The sequence below is a fragment of the Corynebacterium sp. 335C genome (assembly GCF_053525695.1).
Window position 1 is genome coordinate 200,179 of the sequence record NZ_JASTTB010000002.1, and the last position, 17,267, is coordinate 217,445.

16 protein-coding genes are annotated in these 17,267 nt (G+C 71.7%); 7 read left to right on the forward strand and 9 right to left on the reverse strand.

The features are described 5' to 3' along the window. Window positions 1-98 precede the first annotated feature (98 nt). Window positions 99-554 (reverse strand): DUF4307 domain-containing protein, encoded by a 456-nt coding sequence (locus QQS41_RS07890; RefSeq protein WP_448852161.1) that lies wholly within the window; start codon window positions 552-554, stop codon window positions 99-101. Window positions 555-747: 193 nt separating this feature from the next. Here QQS41_RS07890 and mca point away from each other — a divergent pair, with 193 nt between their 5' ends. The 4 genes from mca to QQS41_RS07910 all read left to right on the forward strand — a co-directional run bounded on the left by mca (window position 748) and on the right by QQS41_RS07910 (window position 4,054). Next, window positions 748-1,632, forward strand: coding sequence for a mycothiol conjugate amidase Mca (gene mca / locus QQS41_RS07895; protein WP_448852162.1), 885 nt, complete (start codon window positions 748-750; stop codon window positions 1,630-1,632). A gap of 1 nt (window position 1,633) precedes the next feature. Beyond that, complete coding sequence (locus QQS41_RS07900) at window positions 1,634-1,960, forward strand: hypothetical protein (RefSeq protein ID WP_448852163.1); 327 nt, start codon at window positions 1,634-1,636, stop codon at window positions 1,958-1,960. 215 nt (window positions 1,961-2,175) lie between these two features. Next, window positions 2,176-3,273, forward strand: coding sequence for a 3-deoxy-7-phosphoheptulonate synthase (locus QQS41_RS07905; protein ID WP_448852164.1), 1,098 nt, complete (start codon window positions 2,176-2,178; stop codon window positions 3,271-3,273). A gap of 1 nt (window position 3,274) precedes the next feature. Further along, window positions 3,275-4,054, forward strand: a complete 780-nt coding sequence (locus QQS41_RS07910) for an isoprenyl transferase (RefSeq protein WP_448852544.1) — start codon at window positions 3,275-3,277, stop codon at window positions 4,052-4,054. A 100-nt stretch (window positions 4,055-4,154) separates the two neighbouring features. Here the strand turns inward: QQS41_RS07910 and coaA are convergent, their stop codons facing one another. Next, entirely contained in the window at window positions 4,155-5,090 is a 936-nt protein-coding gene (gene coaA, locus QQS41_RS07915) for a type I pantothenate kinase (RefSeq protein ID WP_448852165.1), read from the reverse strand. 80 nt (window positions 5,091-5,170) lie between these two features. Between coaA and chrA the strand changes: the two genes are divergently transcribed. Both chrA and glyA read left to right on the forward strand, forming a co-directional pair. Beyond that, window positions 5,171-6,418: a chromate efflux transporter gene (chrA, locus tag QQS41_RS07920; RefSeq protein WP_448852166.1), complete on the forward strand. Its 1,248-nt coding sequence runs from the start codon at window positions 5,171-5,173 to the stop codon at window positions 6,416-6,418. Window positions 6,419-6,475: 57 nt separating this feature from the next. Beyond that, the gene (gene glyA, locus QQS41_RS07925) at window positions 6,476-7,777 is read left to right on the forward strand and encodes a serine hydroxymethyltransferase (RefSeq protein ID WP_448852167.1); all 1,302 of its coding nucleotides are present in this window, start codon (window positions 6,476-6,478) and stop codon (window positions 7,775-7,777) included. Window positions 7,778-7,914: 137 nt separating this feature from the next. On the opposite strand, the gene QQS41_RS07930 is transcribed toward glyA, so the two are convergent. The 4 genes from QQS41_RS07930 to QQS41_RS07945 form a co-directional block, all read right to left on the reverse strand. Then, a complete protein-coding gene (locus QQS41_RS07930; protein WP_448852168.1) occupies window positions 7,915-8,784 on the reverse strand; it encodes a metal ABC transporter permease in 870 nt (289 codons plus the stop codon). After that, window positions 8,765-9,523 (reverse strand): metal ABC transporter ATP-binding protein, encoded by a 759-nt coding sequence (locus QQS41_RS07935; protein WP_448852169.1) that lies wholly within the window; start codon window positions 9,521-9,523, stop codon window positions 8,765-8,767. The genes QQS41_RS07930 and QQS41_RS07935 overlap by 20 nt, the downstream gene beginning before the upstream one ends. A 34-nt stretch (window positions 9,524-9,557) precedes the next feature. Beyond that, complete coding sequence (locus tag QQS41_RS07940; RefSeq protein ID WP_448852170.1) at window positions 9,558-10,880, reverse strand: metal ABC transporter substrate-binding protein; 1,323 nt, start codon at window positions 10,878-10,880, stop codon at window positions 9,558-9,560. 128 nt (window positions 10,881-11,008) lie between these two features. Next, window positions 11,009-11,740 carry a ZinT/AdcA family metal-binding protein gene (locus QQS41_RS07945; protein WP_448852171.1) on the reverse strand — a complete coding sequence of 244 codons (732 nt, stop codon included), beginning with the start codon at window positions 11,738-11,740 and terminating at the stop codon, window positions 11,009-11,011. 448 nt (window positions 11,741-12,188) lie between these two features. On the opposite strand from QQS41_RS07945, the gene QQS41_RS07950 reads away from it, so the two are divergent. Beyond that, window positions 12,189-12,983 carry an enoyl-CoA hydratase-related protein gene (locus QQS41_RS07950; RefSeq protein WP_448852172.1) on the forward strand — a complete coding sequence of 265 codons (795 nt, stop codon included), beginning with the start codon at window positions 12,189-12,191 and terminating at the stop codon, window positions 12,981-12,983. Between the two features lie 96 nt (window positions 12,984-13,079). Here QQS41_RS07950 and QQS41_RS07955 read toward each other — a convergent pair whose 3' ends face one another. The 3 genes from QQS41_RS07955 to QQS41_RS07965 form a co-directional block, all read right to left on the reverse strand. After that, complete coding sequence (locus QQS41_RS07955; protein ID WP_448852173.1) at window positions 13,080-14,417, reverse strand: aminopeptidase C; 1,338 nt, start codon at window positions 14,415-14,417, stop codon at window positions 13,080-13,082. A gap of 15 nt (window positions 14,418-14,432) precedes the next feature. Further along, window positions 14,433-15,791: an aminopeptidase C gene (locus tag QQS41_RS07960; protein WP_448852174.1), complete on the reverse strand. Its 1,359-nt coding sequence runs from the start codon at window positions 15,789-15,791 to the stop codon at window positions 14,433-14,435. Window positions 15,792-15,932: 141 nt separating this feature from the next. Next, entirely contained in the window at window positions 15,933-17,105 is a 1,173-nt protein-coding gene (locus tag QQS41_RS07965; protein ID WP_448852175.1) for an acyl-CoA dehydrogenase family protein, read from the reverse strand. Window positions 17,106-17,267: the final 162 nt, after the last annotated feature.

Consider the following 17,267-nt stretch of genomic DNA (forward strand, 5'->3'; position numbering starts at 1 on the left):
GGGCGGGGGCGGGGGTGGAGTGAATGCGAAAAACGGCCCGTTCGGGCCGTGAACGCGGCAAGGATAGCACGGTCCCGGAAAGCATCCGGGAACCGGGTTCACCCGCGCCGGAGCGTGTCCGGCACGTCGGTGGAGCAGCCGTAGACCTTGCCGGCCACGGCCTGCTCGCGGGTCTCGATGGGCACGTCGATGCGCACCGTCGGCTCGCCGCCGGCGGGGACCAGGACGTCGCGGCGGCCGACCTCGGCGAGGTCGTAGTTCATCGCGTAGATGACGCAGTACGACTCCCTGGCGGGATCCTGGCGGGTGACGTCGAGGGTGAAGATGAAGATGTCGTCCTCGCGGCCCTCCTCCCGGCTCCAGCCGGCGGGGCTGCCCGTGACGTCGGGCTCGGAGACGCGGCTCATCTGCACGATCACGTACGCGACGCAGACGACCAGCAGGATCGCCACGCCGATGATGATGAGCTTGCCGGTGGGGCGGCGGTTCGTGTCGCCGTACCGCTCCCGCAGGACGGCGGGATCGCCGTCGCCCGGATCGTTGACGTTCGCCATGTCCCCCACCCTATCCGAATGTGCCCGGGGGCAATTCCGCCGGGGCCCCGTCCCGGGGCGGCGCCGGTGGCCCGGCGGGAGCCGGGTCCGTACCCGGGCCGGATGCGCCGCCGTGCATGGTCCGCGTGCGGCCCGGGTGCGGTCCGGCGGGGGTGCGGCCGTTACACTGAGGTGCGATGCCGAAGGAGGTTCCATGGGATTCCGGCTGATGGCGGTGCACGCCCACCCCGACGACGAGTCGAGCAAGGGCGCCGCGACGATGGCGCGCTACGCCGCCGAGGGCCACGACGTGATGGTCGTGACCTGCACGGGCGGCGAGCGCGGATCGATCCTCAACCCGGCGATGGATCGGCCCGAGGTCGAGGCCGACCTCGTCTCCGTCCGCGTCGCCGAGATGGAGGCCGCGGCCGAGGCGCTGGGCGTGGACCACCGGTGGCTGGGCTTCGTCGACTCCGGGCTGCCGCAGGGCAACCCGATCCCGGTGCTGCCGGACGGGTGCTTCGCCCGCCAGCGGATCGACGTGGCGGTGCGGCCGCTCATCCAGGTCATCCGCGAGTTCCGCCCGCACGTGCTCATCACGTACGACGAGAACGGCGGCTACCCGCACCCGGACCACATCCTGACCCACATCATCTCCCTGCGCGCCTGGAACGAGGCCGCGACGGACGCGTACCCCGAGCTGGGCGAGCCGTGGGAGGTGCAGAAGATGTACTACACCCACGGGTTCGTGCGGGCGCGCCTGCTGGAGATGGACCGCTGGTACCGCCGCCGCGGCGAGGACTCCCCGCTGGGGGAGGCGCTGCAGCGCTGGCGCGGCACGGGCGACATCATGACGCGCGTGACGACGCAGGTGCGGTGCGACGACTGGTTCGAGGCCCGCGACCGGGCCCTGCTGGCCCACGCCACCCAGATCGACCCGAATGGCCCGTTCTTCGCCGTGCCCATCGAGGTGCAGCGCGAGGTCTGGCCGACGGAGGAGTTCGAGCTGGCCCGCACCCGCGTGCGCACCACCCTGCCCGAGGACGACCTGTTCGCCGGCGTGGTGCCGGACGACGAGCGCGAGAAGGACAACGCCTGACATGTACGAGATCGTCGACTTCCTGGCCCAGAACCCGGTCGGCCCCCGCGGCGCCGACTTCGGCAAGGCGTCGCCCATCGGCCTGCTCATCCTGGTGGTGCTGCTGGTGTGCGTCCTCGCCGCCGGCTGGGACCTGACCCGCCGCCTGAAGCGGATGCGCCTGCGCCGCGAGTTCGCGGAGGCCCATGACATGGATCCGTTCGACGTCGCCGCCGTCGACGAGGCGATGGCGAGGGAGCTGGAGGAGGGGCGCACGCCGCGCTCGGCCTCCCCCGGGACGGTGGACGAGTCCCTCGGCGAATTGCGCGACCGCCGCGAACGTGGTTAAGGTCACAACCATGCGCACCCGGCGATTTTATTTTGAGGGGGCTCCGGCCGTGACCCCCTGATTCGCCGCGCGCACGACCGGAGCCGAAGGCAGCACCCGATGTTCGGGGGCTGCCTTTTCGCGTACCCGGTCACGCCGGCCCTCCGGCCCCGGGCCCGCGCCCGCCGCGCCCGGTCCCACCGGACACCCGACCACCCACCCCAGAAAGGCGCCCCATGGCACCGCAGACGTCCCTCGCCAACCCCGCCTCGACGACCAACCGGCGCGTCGCCCGCTTCCACTCCCTGCCCACCCCCGCCGAGCTGATGGCCCGCCTGCCGCTGGGCCCCGGCCACGCCGACGCGGTGGAGCGGGCGCGCACGGAGATCGCGGAGATCATCGCCAACGAGGACGACCGGCTGCTGGTCGTCGTCGGCCCCTGCTCCGTCCACGACCCGGAGGCGGCGCTGGACTACGCCCGCCGCCTGAAGGCCGTCGCCGACGAGCTGTCGGACGACCTCCTCGTCGTCATGCGCGTGTACTTCGAGAAGCCGCGCACGACGGTCGGCTGGAAGGGCCTCATCAACGACCCGCGCATGGACGGCTCGTTCCACATCACGGAGGGCCTGGGCATCGCCCGCCGCCTGCTCACCGACGTGCTGGAGATCGGCCTGCCCGTCGGCTGCGAGTTCCTCGAGCCGAACTCCCCGCAGTACATCTCCGACGCGGTGGCGTGGGGCGCCATCGGCGCGCGCACCACGGAGTCGCAGGTGCACCGGCAGCTGGCCTCCGGCCTGTCGATGCCGATCGGCTTCAAGAACGGCACCGACGGCAACATCCAGGTCGCCGTCGACTCGCTCGTCTCCGCGTCGAACCCGCACGTGTTCTTCGGCATGGACGACGACGGCCGCGGCGCGGTCGTGGAGACGGCGGGCAACAACAACTGCCACATCATCCTGCGCGGCGGCACCGGCGGGCCGAACTACGGCGAGGAGCACGTGGCGGAGGCCGTCGGCAAGCTGGAGAAGGCGGGCATGCCGGCGTCGCTGATGGTCGACGCCTCCCACGCGAACTCCGGCAAGTCGGAGGTCCGCCAGGCGGAGGTCGTCGCGGAGCTCGCCGACCGCATCGCCGCCGGCGACGACGTCATCGACGGCGTGATGATGGAGTCCTTCCTCGTCGCCGGCGCCCAGAAGGCGGACAACGGCCGCGAGGGCCTCACCTACGGCCAGTCCGTCACCGACGCGTGCATGTCGTGGGAGACCACGGACGACCTGCTGCGGCGGCTGGCGGAGGCGGTGCGGCGGCGCCGTGCGGCGCGGTCCGTCGACTAGCATCGGCGGCGTGAACCCCCTCAGCCGCCTCGCCTACCCCCTCTACGAGCGGAGGCTCGCCCGCCAGCTCGACGGCGCCGCGAAGCCCCGCCACGTCGCCGTGATGTGCGACGGCAACCGGCGCTGGGCCCGCGAGGCCGGCTTCACCGACGTGGTCCACGGCCACCGCGTCGGCGCCCGCCGTATCGCCGATCTGGTGCGGTGGTGCTCGGAGGAGGGCGTGGAGCTGGTCACCGTCTACCTGCTGTCGACGGAGAACCTCGGCCGGGAGGCCGACGAGCTGGGACCGCTGCTGGACATCATCGCCGACGTCGCCGACGAGCTGGCGGAGCTGTCCGTCGGCCCCCGCCTGCGGGTCGTCGGCCACCTGGAGCTGCTGCCGGAGGAGATGGCGGAGCGGCTGCGCGGCGACGAGGCCGCGACGGCGGGCAACGACGGCATCGAGGTCAACATCGCGGTCGGCTACGGCGGCCGGCAGGAGATCGTCGACGCGGTGCGCCGGGTGCTGGACGCCGCGGCGGCGGACGGCGCGGAGCCGGCGGAGATGTCCGCGGCGGTGACCGTCGACTCCATCGGCGCGAACCTCTACACCTCGGGCCAGCCGGACCCGGACCTGGTCATCCGCACCTCGGGGGAGCAGCGGCTGTCGGGTTTCCTGCTGTGGCAGTCGGCGTACTCGGAGATCTGGTTCACCGACACGTACTGGCCGGCGTTCCGCCGCACGGACTTCCTCCGCGCGCTGCGCGATTTCACGCGCCGCTCGCGGCGCTTCGGCAAGTAGCCGCGGGGTCGCCGTCGTCACGCGCGCGCGGGTGCGCGGATGGTGCGTGACGACGGCTCCCGCGCGCGGCGCGGGCGCCGCCATGCGGCGCGGCCCGGGCCTACAGCTTGCGCATGCGCACCCGGTCGACGGAGTGATCCGGGCCCTTGCGCAGCACCAGGGAGGCGCGGACGCGGGTGGGCAGGATGTTCTCCATGAGGTTCGGCTGGTTGACGGTCTGCCAGATGCGGCGGGCCTCGTCGGCCGCGCGGGCGTCGTCCAGCTCCGCGTAGTGCGCGAAGTGGGCGCCGGGGGCGCGGAACGCCGTCTGCCGCAGCTTGAGGAAGCGCTCGATGTACCAGCGCTCGATGTCATCCTTGCGCGCGTCGACGTAGACGGAGAAGTCGAACAGGTCCGACACCATGAGCATGGGGCCGGTCTGCAGGACGTTGAGGCCCTCGAGGATGAGGATGTCGGGGCGGTCGACGACGTCGTACTCGTCCGGCACCCGGTCGTAGCGGGTGTGGGAGTAGACGGGGGCGCGGACCTCGCGGGCGCCGGACTTCACGGCGGTGAGGAAGCGCATGAGCGCCCGCTGGTCGTAGGACTCCGGGAAGCCCTTGCGGTGCATGATGCCGCGGCGGTTGAGCTCCGCCGACGGCAGCAGGAAGCCGTCGGTGGTGATGAGGTCCACGCGCGGGCCGGACTCCCAGCGCTCCAGCAGCACCTGCAGCAGGCGCGCGGTGGTGGACTTGCCGACGGCCACCGAGCCGGCGACGCCGATGACGAACGGGATCGGCGTGTGCTCGCCGTCGAGGAACGCGGCGCTCAGCTTGTTGAGCTCCCGGTGCGCCTGCACGCGCAGGTAGATGAGGCGCGACAGGGGCAGGTAGACCTCCGCGACCTCGTGCAGGTCGATGTTCTCGCCGATGCCGCGGAGGCGCTCGACCTCCTCCTCGGTGAGGACCTGCGGCATGGACTGGCGCAGGCGCCGCCACTGGGAGCGGTCGAACTCGAGGTACGCGCTCGGTGCCTGGGGGCGGGACATGGGCCCCATTGTGCCCGCACCCGCGATTCCGGCGGCAACCGGGTCCGAAACGGTCGCGCCGCGCGCACCCCCGATGTATGTTCCTGCGCATGAACGCAAATGGTGGAGAAGTCGGGCGCGGGGCCGGCCCCGGCGACGGGAACGGCGGCGCCCGCGGCACCGGCGGCAGCGGCGGCGACGCGGGGCGCGGGCGCCTCGGCGAGGTCGCCGGGGCCTTCGGCGTCCTCGGCCTGACGTCCTTCGGCGGGCCGACCGCGCATCTGGGCTATTTCCGCGACGAGTTCGTCGGCCGCCGCCGGTGGCTCGCCGACCGCGACTACGCCGACGTCGTCGCCCTCTGCCAGTTCCTCCCCGGCCCCGCCTCCTCCCAGGTGGGCATGGCCCTGGGCTGGCGCCGCGCCGGGCTGCCCGGCATGCTCGCGGCCTTCCTCCTGTTCACCCTGCCGTCGGCCGTCGTGCTGGCCCTGGCGGCCTGGGGCGTCACCGCCCTCGGCGACGTCTCGGGCCCCGTCGCGGGGCTGAAGGCCGCGGCCGTCGCCGTCGTCGCCATCGCCCTGCGCGGCATGGTCGGGTCGCTGGTCACCGGCCGCGTCACCGCCGCGCTGGCCGTCGGCGCGCTCGCGCTCATGCTGCTGGTCCCGGACGGGTGGGGGACGTGGGCGCAGATCGCGGCCATCGTCGCCGCCGGCGCCGTTGGCGCGGCGCTGCTCACGAACCGGCGCGACGGCGGGGACGACGCCGGGGACGACCGCCACGTCGCATTCCGCGTGCCCGCCTGGCCCTCCGTCGCCGCCGGCGTCGCCTTCGCCGCCGGCCTCGCGTGGTCGTTCCTACCCGGCGACTGGGGCGTCTACTACCGCACCGGCGCCCTGGTCTTCGGCGGCGGCCACGTCGTCCTGCCGCTGCTGGAGGACGGCGTCGTGCCGCACCTCGTCTCGCCCGACGACTTCCTGGCGGGCTACGGCCTGGCGCAGGCGGTGCCGGGGCCGCTGTTCACCTTCGCCTCCTACCTCGGCGCCCTCCACGGCGGTCCGCTGGGCGCGGTGCTGGCGACTGTCCTCATCTTCCTGCCGTCGATGCTGCTGCTCGTCGCGCTCATGCCGCTGTGGGCCCGCCTGGCGTCGGCTCCGGCGGCCCGCGGGGCGGTGGCGGGCGCCGGCGCGGCCGTCGTCGGGCTGCTCGGCGCGGCGTTCTACGACCCGGTGTGGACCGCCGGCGTCACCTCCCCGGCCACGTTCGTCGTGGCGGTCGCGTCGCTGGCGGCGCTGACGGTGTTCCGCGCCCCGGCGTGGGCGGTGGTGCCGGGGGCGGGGCTGGTGGGGTGGGCCCTGCCCTGACCGGGGTATCCTGGTGGCCGTCAACACTGCTCCTCACCGAAAGGTAGTGCCCGGCCGATGACCGTGAACCCCGGCGACGACGTCCGTTACCAGTCCCTCCTGGACCTCGACCCCGATGTCGCGCAGGCGATGGCCGGCGAGCTCGCCCGGCAGCGCGACACCCTGGAGATGATCGCCTCCGAGAACTTCGTCCCCCGCGCCGTCCTGCAGGCGCAGGGCTCGGTGCTGACCAACAAGTACGCGGAGGGCTACCCGGGCCGCCGCTACTACGGCGGCTGCGAGAACGTCGACGTGGTGGAGGACATCGCCCGCGACCGCGCCAAGGAGCTGTTCGGCGCCGAGTTCGCCAACGTCCAGCCGCACGCCGGCGCCCAGGCCAACGCCGCGGTGCTGCACGCCCTCATCAACGCGGGCGACAAGATCATGGGCCTGAACCTGGCCCACGGCGGCCACCTGACGCACGGCATGAAGATCAACTTCTCCGGCAAGCTGTACGAGGTCGCCGCGTACGGGGTCGACGAGTCGACCATGCGCATCGACATGGACAAGGTCCGCGAACAGGCGCTGGAGGAGAAGCCGGACGTCATCATCGCCGGCTGGTCCGCCTACCCGCGCCACCTGGACTTCGACGCGTTCCGCTCCATCGCCGACGAGGTCGGCGCGAAGCTGTGGACCGACATGGCCCACTTCGCGGGCCTCGTCGCCGCCGGCCTGCACCCGTCCCCGGTGCCGGCCTCCGACGTCGTCTCCACCACCGTCCACAAGACCCTGGGCGGCCCCCGCTCCGGCATGATCCTGGCCAAGCAGGACTACGCCAAGAAGCTGAACTCCGCGGTCTTCCCGGGCCAGCAGGGCGGCCCGCTCATGCACGCCGTCGCCGCGAAGGCCGTCGCGCTGAAGATCGCCGGCACGGAGCAGTTCAAGGAGCGGCAGGAGCGCACCCTCGAGGGCGCCCGCATCCTCGCCGAGCGCCTGACCGCCGCCGACGCCCGCGAGGCCGGCGTCGACGTGCTCACCGGCGGCACCGACGTCCACCTCGTCCTGGTGGACCTGCGCAACTCCGCGATGAACGGCCAGGAGGCCGAGGACCTGCTGCACGAGGTCGGCATCACCGTCAACCGCAACGCCGTGCCGTTCGACCCGCGCCCGCCGATGGTCACCTCCGGCCTGCGCATCGGCACCCCGGCGCTGGCCACCCGCGGCTTCGACACCGCCGCCTTCACCGAGGTCGCCGACATCATCGGCACCGCGCTGGCGGCCGGCAAGGGCGCCGACGTGGACGCGCTGCGCGCCCGCGTCGCCAAGCTCGCCGCGGACTACCCGCTGTACGAGGGCCTCGAGGACTGGACCCTGGTCTAGGCCCCGCACGACGACGGCCCCGCGCCTCCCCGGAAGGGGGAGGGGCGGGGCCGCGGTCATGGGGCCGGGCGGGAGCCGTCGTCACGCGCGATGCGCGGGGTGACCCGCGCGATGCGTGACGACGGCAGCCGCCGCGGCTACCCGTCGCCGAGCGCGGCGGAGGCGCGTGCGACGGGGGCGGAGGAGCCCTTCGCCTTGCGCGTCGCCGGCCACAGCTTCCGGCCGACCAGCGCGATGACGATGCCGGCGACGGCGCTCATGACGATCGCGCCGCCCGGGCGGACGTCGACGGTGTACGACACCGACAGGCCGATGGTCATGTGCACGACGCCGAGGATGACCGACAGCGTCATCGCCTGGCGGTAGCTGCGGCACACCACCAGGGCGGTCGCCACCGGCAGCACCATCAGGGAGACGACCAGCAGCGCGCCGACGACCTTCGACGCCAGCGCCACGGTCACCGCCGCCAGCGCCGTGAAGATGGCGTTGACGACCGTCGTGTTCGTGCCCGACAGCTTCGCCAGCGTCGGGTCGACCGCGATGTCCAGGTGGCTGCCGTAGAACATCACCGACGTCACCAGCACCAGCACGAACACGACGATGGTGGCCCACACGTCGGCCGTCGTCACCGCCGTGATGGAGCCGAACAGGTACGAGTCGAACGTGCGGCCCGACGGCGCCAGGTCGGACAGCAGCACCGCCACGCCGAGGCCCGCCGACAGCGTCACCGCCGTCGCCATGTCGCCGTACTGCGGCCACTTCTTGCGGATCGCCTCGATGAGGAAGGCGCCCAGCACCGCGGTGATGATGGCGCCGGTGACCGGGTTGAACCCGGCGATGATGCCCAGCGCCACGCCGGCCAGTGACGTGTGTGACAGGGCGTCCGACATCATCGACGTCCGCCGGTTGACCATCACCACGCCGATGAGCGGGATGGCGACGGACAGCATCAGGCCGACCAGGAAGGTGCGGCGCACGAACTCGAATTCAACGAGCAGGGACAGCATCGGTGAGCTTTCCTTCCTCCATGCGGTAGGCGACGGACACGTCGAGGTGATCGGAGACGGTCGTCACGTCGTGCGTGACGACGACGATGGACATCCCGTACTCCCGCCCGAGATCGCGCAGGAGGTCGAGGAACCCGGCGCGGCTGTCCTTGTCGACGCCGGCCGTCGGCTCGTCGAGGACGAGGACCTTCGGCTCCGCCAGCAGCGCGCGCGTGATCATGACGCGCTGCTGCAGACCGCCCGACAGCTCGCCGAACGGAACGTCCAGGTAGTCCTCCAGGCCCATGTCCCGGAACTTCTCCTCCGTCAGCTTCAGGTGCCGCTTCCGCGGCACGCGGATGGGGCCGAAGTCGCGGGCCAGGCCCTGCACCGCCAGCTCGCGGGAGGTGATGGGGAACGAGATCTTCGCCATCACGTTGGCCTGCGGGACGTAGCCGACGTGCTTCAGGCCGCGGCGGCCGCCGACCTTCTGGCCCATCACGGTCAGCTCGCCGCCGTCGCGGGGCAGCTGGCCGATGAGGACCTTCAGCAGCGTCGACTTGCCGCAGCCGTTCTCGCCGGTCAGCAGCACCGTCTCGCCCGGCTCGACGCGCAGGTCGATGCCGCGGAGGACGGGGAAGCGGCCGTAGGAGAATGTGACGTCGCGGGCCAGGATGACGGGCTCGCCGCCGGGGGCCGCGGCCGGGGCGGCCGCGGCGTCGTCCGAGGTGATGGCGGTTGCGCCGGTGTCGGTGGTCATGTCGTGGTCGTCCGTGCCTTCCGTCGGTGTCGGGCTAGTGGATGGATTCATGGAGGTTCCTGAGGTTCATCTCGAGGTACGCGAGGTAGCCCTGCTCGTACATGCCGTCGCCCGGGGCGACGTGCTCCATCGACGCCAGCGGCAGCATGCGGCCGCCGACCTCGTCGACGATGGTGCGGGTGCCCGGGTCCTCGGCGCCGAACTCGTAGTAGACGACCTCGATGCCGGTGTCGCGCACGAAGCGGATGGCGCTGACGAGGGAGAAGAGGCTCGGCGCCTCGTGCGTCGTCAGTCCCTGGAGGCTGCGCGCCTGCAGGCCGAAGTCGCGGGCGAGGTAGGAGAAGGCGTTGTGGCTGACGATGAAGTCGCGCCGCTCCGCCGGCTCGAACTTCTCCTTGTATTCGGCCTGGAGCTTCGTGAGCTTGTTGACGACCTTGAACTTGTTCTTCTTGATGTCGCGCTCGTGGTCCGGGAACTGATCGCGCAGCGTGCCCTCGATGGCGTTGCAGTAGCGCTTGGCGTTGATGACGGACATCCAGGAGTGCGGGTCGAAGGTGATCTCGTCCGTGCCGGTCGAGGACCCGTCGATGACGGGCGTCGTCGGGACGATGCTCCCGCCCTCGTCGACGATGTCGTAGCTCAGGATCTCCTGGGAGACGCGGTCGGCGGCCAGGTACCAGTTCGCCGTCCCCTCGGGGACGCGGAAGCTCACGACGCCGGACTCGTGGCCCATGTCGATGTCGAGGACCTCGCCGTCGACCAGATCGACGTTCTCCTTCTGCGCCACCGGCGTGCCCTGCACGCCCATGACGTCGCGGCCCATCTGCACCAGATCATCCTGGGAGGTGTCCGGGTCGGCGGTGAAGAACGCCGCGCGCATGCTCTTCTCGTGCGTGTGGCCGAACACCAGGCGGTAGGACGCGCCCGGCTGCAGCGGGGCGGACGCGAGGTACTGGAACTCGCCGATCGCGGCGGCGCCCTTGTAGGTGATGAGCTCGACGTAGTCGCTGAGCTGCAGCACCGGCAGGTCCGGCAGGTTCTCGCGGACCTGCGGCAGCCACGCCTCCATGTTGGCGCCGTTGACGACGAGGAGGTCGGCCCGGGCCAGCGCCTGCATGGACTTCGGCGACGGCTCCCACATGTGCGGGTCCTGCCCGGCGGGCATGAAGGAGCGGACGTCGAAGCCGTCGCCGGCGACGGACTCCACGAGGCTGCGGATGGGGTAGAAGGACGCGAAGATGACGGGGCGGCCGTCGGCCCCGGGTTCGGGGGCGTCGTCGCCCCGGGTTCCGCAGGAGACCAGGGCCCCTGCGGTCGCGGCGGCGAGTGCGGCGAGGAACGTTCTGCGGGTGTGCATGCCTGCCTGTCGTGGTCTGTGGGGGTTGCGGGCCCGGGCCGCCGGGCGGGCGGGGGACCGGGCCCGATGATCGCCGAGGCCGGCGGGGCCGGGCAGAGCCGCGGCCGCCGCCGGCGTCGCCGGTGCGATTAGTGGTGGTGGTGGAAGAGGGTCTCGGCGATCTGCTCGTCGGTCGCCTCGCCGGCCGGGATGAAGGTCGGGAACCAGCCCTCGTCGGCGTTCATGGCCTCCTCGATGGTGTCGCCGTAGCGCATGTGGAAGTGCGCCAGGGTCTCCTCGCCGTGCAGCGGCATCAGCAGGACGTACTTGTGCGGGGCGCCCTCGCCGCCCTCGAAGATGAACCAGGTGAACTCGTGCTCGTCGGTCTTGACGTCCTTGGACTCGACGAACGTGTACTCGACGCCCTCGGAGGCGGAGGCGCCCTCGACGCCGTCGACGGAGTCGACGAAGTTGATCTTGTCGTCGCCGATGACGAGGCCGGCGAAGTCGGCCTTGCGGGCCTCCTCGACCTCGGCCAGGACCTGGTCCACGGTCTCGCCGTGCTCCTTCGCGGCCTCCTCTGCGAACGGCTTCATCTTGTCGGTCTTGGCGTAGGCGCCGAGGGAGATCCAGTTGCCGTCCCAGTCGGCGAGGCTGGCCTTGTCCTCGGACTTCGACTCGGAGGTCTCCTCCGAGCCGGTGGCCTTGTCGGCGGCGCTCGCGGCGGCCGAGGTGGCCTCGCCCGCGGCCTCGGCGGCGGCGGAGGTGGCGTTGCCGGCGACCTCGCCGGCCTTGTCGGCGGTGTCGGAGCAGCCGGCGGCGAACATGGCCAGGGCGGCCATGCCGGCGACGGCCATGCGGCGGGTGCGGACGGTGAACATACGTGCCTCCGTGGAGTTCGGGATGTGGTTTTCCTGGCCTCTCGGCCAACGACTTGGTTATAGCCGATTAAGGATGCTCTTGTCAAAGGGTGAAATCACGGTTTCGGAAAGGCGTTTGCAAGTCTGCGTACCTACGTAAACGGAAAAGTGAAACGGCGTCTGAAAATATTTCCACTTGCCGTTGAATGGGTGATGTGGCCCCAAATGGCCGGGGGTGTGTGCACCCGTTGCGACCTGGGGTGTTCCGGTTTTCCGGTGTGCCGTTGCGCGTGTGCGGAAATGCTGCTCGAGGTGACGTCCGGCATTCCGGGAAATGCGCGCATGCGCACGCGTCCGTTCGTATTGCTTCCCCCGTTAGGGGGTGCTTTATCTGCGCTGAGAGCTGCATCACGTTCGCCGGAGGGGGACGTGGCGGGTGGGGGCCGTCGTCGGCGGTACCGTCGACGTCATGGGAAACGTCACCACCGCATTCGACGCGGGCCTGCTCACCATCCGCATCGACCGCCCGGAGGGCCACAACTCGCTCAGCCGCGACCTGCGCGCGGAGCTCACCGCCGCGTTCCGCGACGCGGCGGAGCGATGCGACGCCGCCGATGACGCGGAGCTCGTCCGCGCCGTCCTCCTCGCCGGGGGGAAGAAGGTCTTCTGCGCCGGGCAGGACCTCAAGGAGCACCTGGAGGACGTGCGGTCGGGCGCGGGCATGACCAAGGTCGAGGACGAGTACAACCCGATGATCGACGCGCTGAACGCCATCCCGGTGCCGGTCGTCGCCTCCGTCAACGGCGCCGCCGCCGGCGCCGGCTGGTCCATCGCCCTCAACTGCGACTTCCGCGTCGCCGCCGCCTCCGCCACCTTCAAGGCCGCGTTCCCGTCCATCGGCCTGGCCAACGACTGCGGCATGTCCCACCTGCTCCCGGCCGTCGTCGGCCCCGCGAAGGCCCTGGAGCTGCTGTTCGCCGACGAGGCGGTGCCCGCCGCCCGCGCCCTGGAGCTCGGGCTGGTCACCGCCGTCGCCGAGGGTGACGACGCCGACGCGGAGGCCGAGGCGTTCGCGCGGAAGCTGGCCGCCGGCCCGACCCGCTCCTACCGCGAGATCAAGGCGCTGGTGAAGGACGCCTCGGCCGTCTCCGCCATCGCGGCGCGCGAGGCGGAGGCGCAGAAGCGCCTGGTCGCCTCGGCGGACCACGCCGAGGCCGTGCAGGCGTTCCTCGGCAAGCGCCGCCCGGAGTTCACCGGCCGCTGACGGAGGCCCGCGACGCACGCGACGGCGGCCCCGCCCCCGGGAAGGGGACGGGGGCCGCCGTCGTCACGCATCCGGCGCCGCGGATGCGGGGGAGGGCTACGCCAGGGCGCCCATCGGGTCCCAGGCGGGCAGCGCGGTGACGTCGCCGCCGAGCGCGTCGCGGTACTCCGCGGGCAGGGCCCGCGGGTGGACGGCGATCTCGAAGACGTACTCGTCGAACCACGAGTCGTTCATGGTCCAGAAGCCCTTGTCGGCGTTCTCGTCGCCCCAGGAGTTCTCCACGCGCCAGCGGTTGACGGTGCGGGCGTCGTCGGCGACGTCGACGCCGGTCAGCACCATCGCGTGGGTCATGAGGGACTCGGCGGACTCCAGGCGGGTGCGCTTGTCCATCGACATGTCGACGCCGTAGACGCCCTCGTAGTCGATGAGGCGGGCGTCCCAGAAGCCGCGCTCCGTGTCGCACTGCTCCTCGGTGTCGCAGCCGAACCACACGGCGCGGCCGGCGACGATGGTGTCGCGCGCGGCGTCGCGCAGCACGTCCATCGGGGCGTTGAGGTAGGTGACCGGGGCGCCGCCGACGACGTTGCCCAGGTACTCCACCGTGTACAGCTTCCCGTACTCGGTGCGCGGATCGTTGACGACGCAGACGTACTCGCCGAGGTCGCGCGGCAGGTAGCGCTCCGCGAACTGCAGCGGGGTGAACTCTCCGCCGCGGTGGAAGCGGCCCTCCTTCGTGCGGTACTGCCAGGTGAAGCGCTCCGGCGGGGTGCCCAGGTGGACCTCCAGGATGCGGTGGACGTCGGACAGGGCGGCCTCGCGGGCGCCCTCCTCGCCGGCGCGGACGCGCAGCGCGGCGCGGCGCAGCACGGTCTCCAGGTCGCGGTTCATCGAGGCGGTGCAGGAGCTGGAGAACGTCTCCGGCATCGCGTACTTCGGCACGACGCCGTACTTCTCCACCAGCGCCACGAACATGTTCCACTGGCCGCCGTCGTCGATCGGCATGGCCAGCAGGTGGTCGACCGTGCGGTCGTCCAGCGGCCGGTCGGCGAGCTCCGCCATGGCGCACAGGAAGTGGTTGGCCTTCTCCAGCTTGTCCCAGTAGTGGACGTAGGCCTGGGAGAACTCCAGGTCGGCGATGCCGGTCTCCGCCATGACGGGGCCGCGGAGGCTGTTGAGGCCGGCGAAGATCCAGCAGCGCCCGGAGCGCTTCTGGTTCGCGGCGGCCCAGCCGTCGACCTTGTGGCTGACGGACGTGTCCATGCCGGTGACGACGGCGCGGTCGAGCGCCACCTTCGTCACCGACGTGGCGGCGATCGCGTTGCGGACGACGGAGCGGGCGCGGTCGGCGCGCGCCTCCTCGCCCAGGGCGGCGACGGCGGCGGGGTCCAGGGCCCCGGCCGCGTCGAAGAGGTTTCCGGATGCGGTTGCGGTCATGTGCAGGGCTCCTTCCTAGGCCATCAGGTCGTACGGGGGCAGGGTGCGCGGCTCGGCGTCGAGCGCCGGCAGCAGGTGCTCCGGCACGTGCCGGCGGGGCACCACCACCTGGAAGACGTTGGCGGCGAACCAGGACGGCGACATCGTGCCGTAGCCCTTGCCCGCGACCTCCTCCTTCTCCCGGTTCTTCGTGCCCCAGGAGTTCTCCACGCGCCAGGCGCGGACGGCGCCGTCCTCCCGGTCGACGCCGGTGAACGCCATGCCGTGGCTCGGCAGGGAATCGCGGGTGGTGAAGCGTTCGGCGAGGGTGGAGGAGGTGTCGATGCCGTAGACGTCGTCGAGGCGCATCAGGCCCTCGTCCCACACGCCGAGGTCGCGCGGGAAGCCGCGCATGACGTCGCAGGCGAACCAGACGGGCTCGCCGGCGTCGAGGGACGCCAGCGCCGCGGCCTCCAGGTCGGCGGTCTCCGCGGAGACGTAGACCAGGCCCTCCTCGCCCCACACGTTGCCCCAGTGGTCGAGGCGCCAGCGGGTGCCCGGCTCGTGGCCCTCGCGCGGGTCGACGGCCAGCGCGACCCACTCGTCCAGGTCGGACGGCAGGTGGCGGGCGGCGAACTCCTGCGGGGTGATCTCGCCGGTGGACCGGTAGGCCTTGTCCTTGTCCAGGTAGCGCCAGGTGAAGGTCTCCGGCGGGACGCCCAGGTGGGCGGTGGCGACGCGGTGGGCGTCGCGGACGCCCTCCTCGATGTGCCGGTCGACGGCGGCGTCGTCGCCCTCCGCGCGGGCGGCGACGATGAGGGCGGCGCGGCGGCGCAGCACCGTCGCCAGGGCCCGGTTGAGGTCGCGGGTGCGGTCGGCGGACTCGGTGCCGGGGAAGACCTCCTTCGGCATGGCGCCGTACTTGCGCACCAGGTTGGCGAAGTACGGGAACCAGGCGCCGTCGCCGCCGGCGTTCTCCAGGACGAAGCGCAGGGAGCGGTCGTCCATCGCGGCGTGCGGGTCGGAGAGGTCGAGGTCGAGCTCCGCGACGGTGCGCAGCACGAAGTTGGCGCGCTCCACCTTGTCGTGGAACTGCAGGTGCGCCTCGGAGAACTCGAACTCCCCGAGGTTGAGGCACTTCGCCGCGGCGTGCCGGAACACGTTGAACGCGGCGAACATCCAGCACCGGCCGGTCTGGTGCTGGTCGGTCACCCCCAGTTCGTCGATCTTCGTCGCGGTCGCGGGGGCCAGGGCGGTGACGGCGTCGCGGTCGACGGCGACGGCGTCCACGCCCGCCGCCGTGACGGCGTTGCGGGCGACGCGCAGCGCCGGGTCCGCGGCGGCGTCGCGCAGCCCGGCGAGCGTCTGCTCGGTCAGCGGTTCGAAAAATGCCATGGGATCGTTATACGCGGCGCCCCGGCGGCCGCGGGCCGGGTCCCGCGAGATGCTCCGGCGCGCATGCGACGGCGCCCCGCCTCCCGGTGGGGGAGGCGGGGCGCCGCGGCCGGTCCCCGGCGAGGGCCGGGGAGGGGGTTATCAGGCGAAGCCGCCCTTGCCCAGGCGACGGCCGATGATCTCCTTCATGATCTCGTTGGTGCCGCCGTAGATGGTCTGCACCTTGGAGTCGAGGTAGTGGGTGGAGATCGGGTACTCGAGCATGAAGCCGTAGCCGCCGAACAGCTGGAGGCAGCGGGTGACGATGTCCTGCTGCTCCTCGGTGGTCCAGAACTTCGCCATGGAGGCGCCGATCTCGTCGAGCTTGCCGGCGTTGTGGGCCATGACGGCCTGGTCGACGAACGCCTGCAGGGCGGTGACGCGGGTGGCGATGTCGGCCAGGAAGTGCGCGTGGACCTGGTGGTCGATCAGGCGGCGGCCGAAGGTCTCGCGCTCCTGGGCGTAGTTGTAGGCCAGGGTCCAGGCGCGGCGGGAGGTGGCGACGGAGCCGACGGCCAGGGTCAGGCGCTCGTGGGCCAGGTTGGTGCGGAGGTAGCCGAACGCGGCGCCCTCCTCGCCCAGCAGGTTGGAGGCCGGGACGCGGACGTTGTCGAAGTGCAGCTCCGCGGTGTCCTGGGCCTTCAGGCCGACCTTCTGCAGCGGGCCGGTCTTGGTGTAGCCCTCGAGGTCGGAGTCGACGACGAACATGGAGACGCCGGCGCGGCCCTTGGACGGGTCGGTGACGGCGGCGACCAGCGCGAAGTCGGAGAGGATGCCGTTGGAGATGAAGGTCTTGGAGCCGTTGAGGATCCAGTCGTCGCCGTCCTTCTTGGCGAAGGTGCGCATGCCGGCGAGGTCGGAGCCGGCGCCCGGCTCGGTCATGGCGAGGCAGCCGATGAGGTCGCCTGCGTTCATCGGGGCGAGGTAGCGCTGCTTCAGGTCCTCGGAGGCGAACTTCGCCAGGTACGGGGCGACGAGGTCGTTGAGGGTGCCGAAGGACACGACGATGGAGCCGCAGTCCGCGTTGGTCAGCTCCTCGTTGAGGACCTGGTTGTAGCGGAAGTCCATCTCGCCGCCGCCGCCGTACTCCTCCGGCGTGGACATGCCGATGAGGCCGAGCTCGCCGGCCTTCTTGAACACCTCGCGGTCGGGCTTGCCCTCCTTGTGCCAGCGCTCGACGTTCGGGGTGATCTCCTTCTCGACGAAGCCGCGGACCATCTCGCGGAACATGTCGTGCTCTTCCTCGAAGTGGGTGCGGGGCAGGAAGTCCTTCATGGTGTGCCTTTCCTCTGCATCTCGTGCGTGGGTGGTCGCGGTACGCGCGCGCGGATCATGGGCGCGCGCGGGCCGGCGCAGGCCGGCGGCGGCCGGTCTGAAACCAGTATGCCCTTATATGTGACCGGTCTCACGGGTTCCCGTCAAGTCACGCCCCCGGCG

Excerpts from the sequence above, each read along its gene's own strand:
- glyA (WP_448852167.1), top strand. The coding sequence starts at position 6,476 with ATGACCGTGAACCCCGGCGACGACGTCCGTTACCAGTCCCTCCTGGAC.
- QQS41_RS07935 (WP_448852169.1), bottom strand. The coding sequence starts at position 9,523 with ATGACCACCGACACCGGCGCAACCGCCATCACCTCGGACGACGCCGCG.
- QQS41_RS07940 (WP_448852170.1), bottom strand. The coding sequence starts at position 10,880 with ATGCACACCCGCAGAACGTTCCTCGCCGCACTCGCCGCCGCGACCGCA.
- mca (WP_448852162.1), top strand. The coding sequence starts at position 748 with ATGGGATTCCGGCTGATGGCGGTGCACGCCCACCCCGACGACGAGTCG.
- QQS41_RS07960 (WP_448852174.1), bottom strand. The coding sequence starts at position 15,791 with ATGGCATTTTTCGAACCGCTGACCGAGCAGACGCTCGCCGGGCTGCGC.
- QQS41_RS07945 (WP_448852171.1), bottom strand. The coding sequence starts at position 11,740 with ATGTTCACCGTCCGCACCCGCCGCATGGCCGTCGCCGGCATGGCCGCC.
- chrA (WP_448852166.1), top strand. The coding sequence starts at position 5,171 with ATGAACGCAAATGGTGGAGAAGTCGGGCGCGGGGCCGGCCCCGGCGAC.
- QQS41_RS07950 (WP_448852172.1), top strand. The coding sequence starts at position 12,189 with ATGGGAAACGTCACCACCGCATTCGACGCGGGCCTGCTCACCATCCGC.
- QQS41_RS07900 (WP_448852163.1), top strand. The coding sequence starts at position 1,634 with ATGTACGAGATCGTCGACTTCCTGGCCCAGAACCCGGTCGGCCCCCGC.
- QQS41_RS07890 (WP_448852161.1), bottom strand. The coding sequence starts at position 554 with ATGGCGAACGTCAACGATCCGGGCGACGGCGATCCCGCCGTCCTGCGG.
- coaA (WP_448852165.1), bottom strand. The coding sequence starts at position 5,090 with ATGGGGCCCATGTCCCGCCCCCAGGCACCGAGCGCGTACCTCGAGTTC.
- QQS41_RS07955 (WP_448852173.1), bottom strand. The coding sequence starts at position 14,417 with ATGACCGCAACCGCATCCGGAAACCTCTTCGACGCGGCCGGGGCCCTG.
- QQS41_RS07965 (WP_448852175.1), bottom strand. The coding sequence starts at position 17,105 with ATGAAGGACTTCCTGCCCCGCACCCACTTCGAGGAAGAGCACGACATG.
- QQS41_RS07930 (WP_448852168.1), bottom strand. The coding sequence starts at position 8,784 with ATGCTGTCCCTGCTCGTTGAATTCGAGTTCGTGCGCCGCACCTTCCTG.
- QQS41_RS07905 (WP_448852164.1), top strand. The coding sequence starts at position 2,176 with ATGGCACCGCAGACGTCCCTCGCCAACCCCGCCTCGACGACCAACCGG.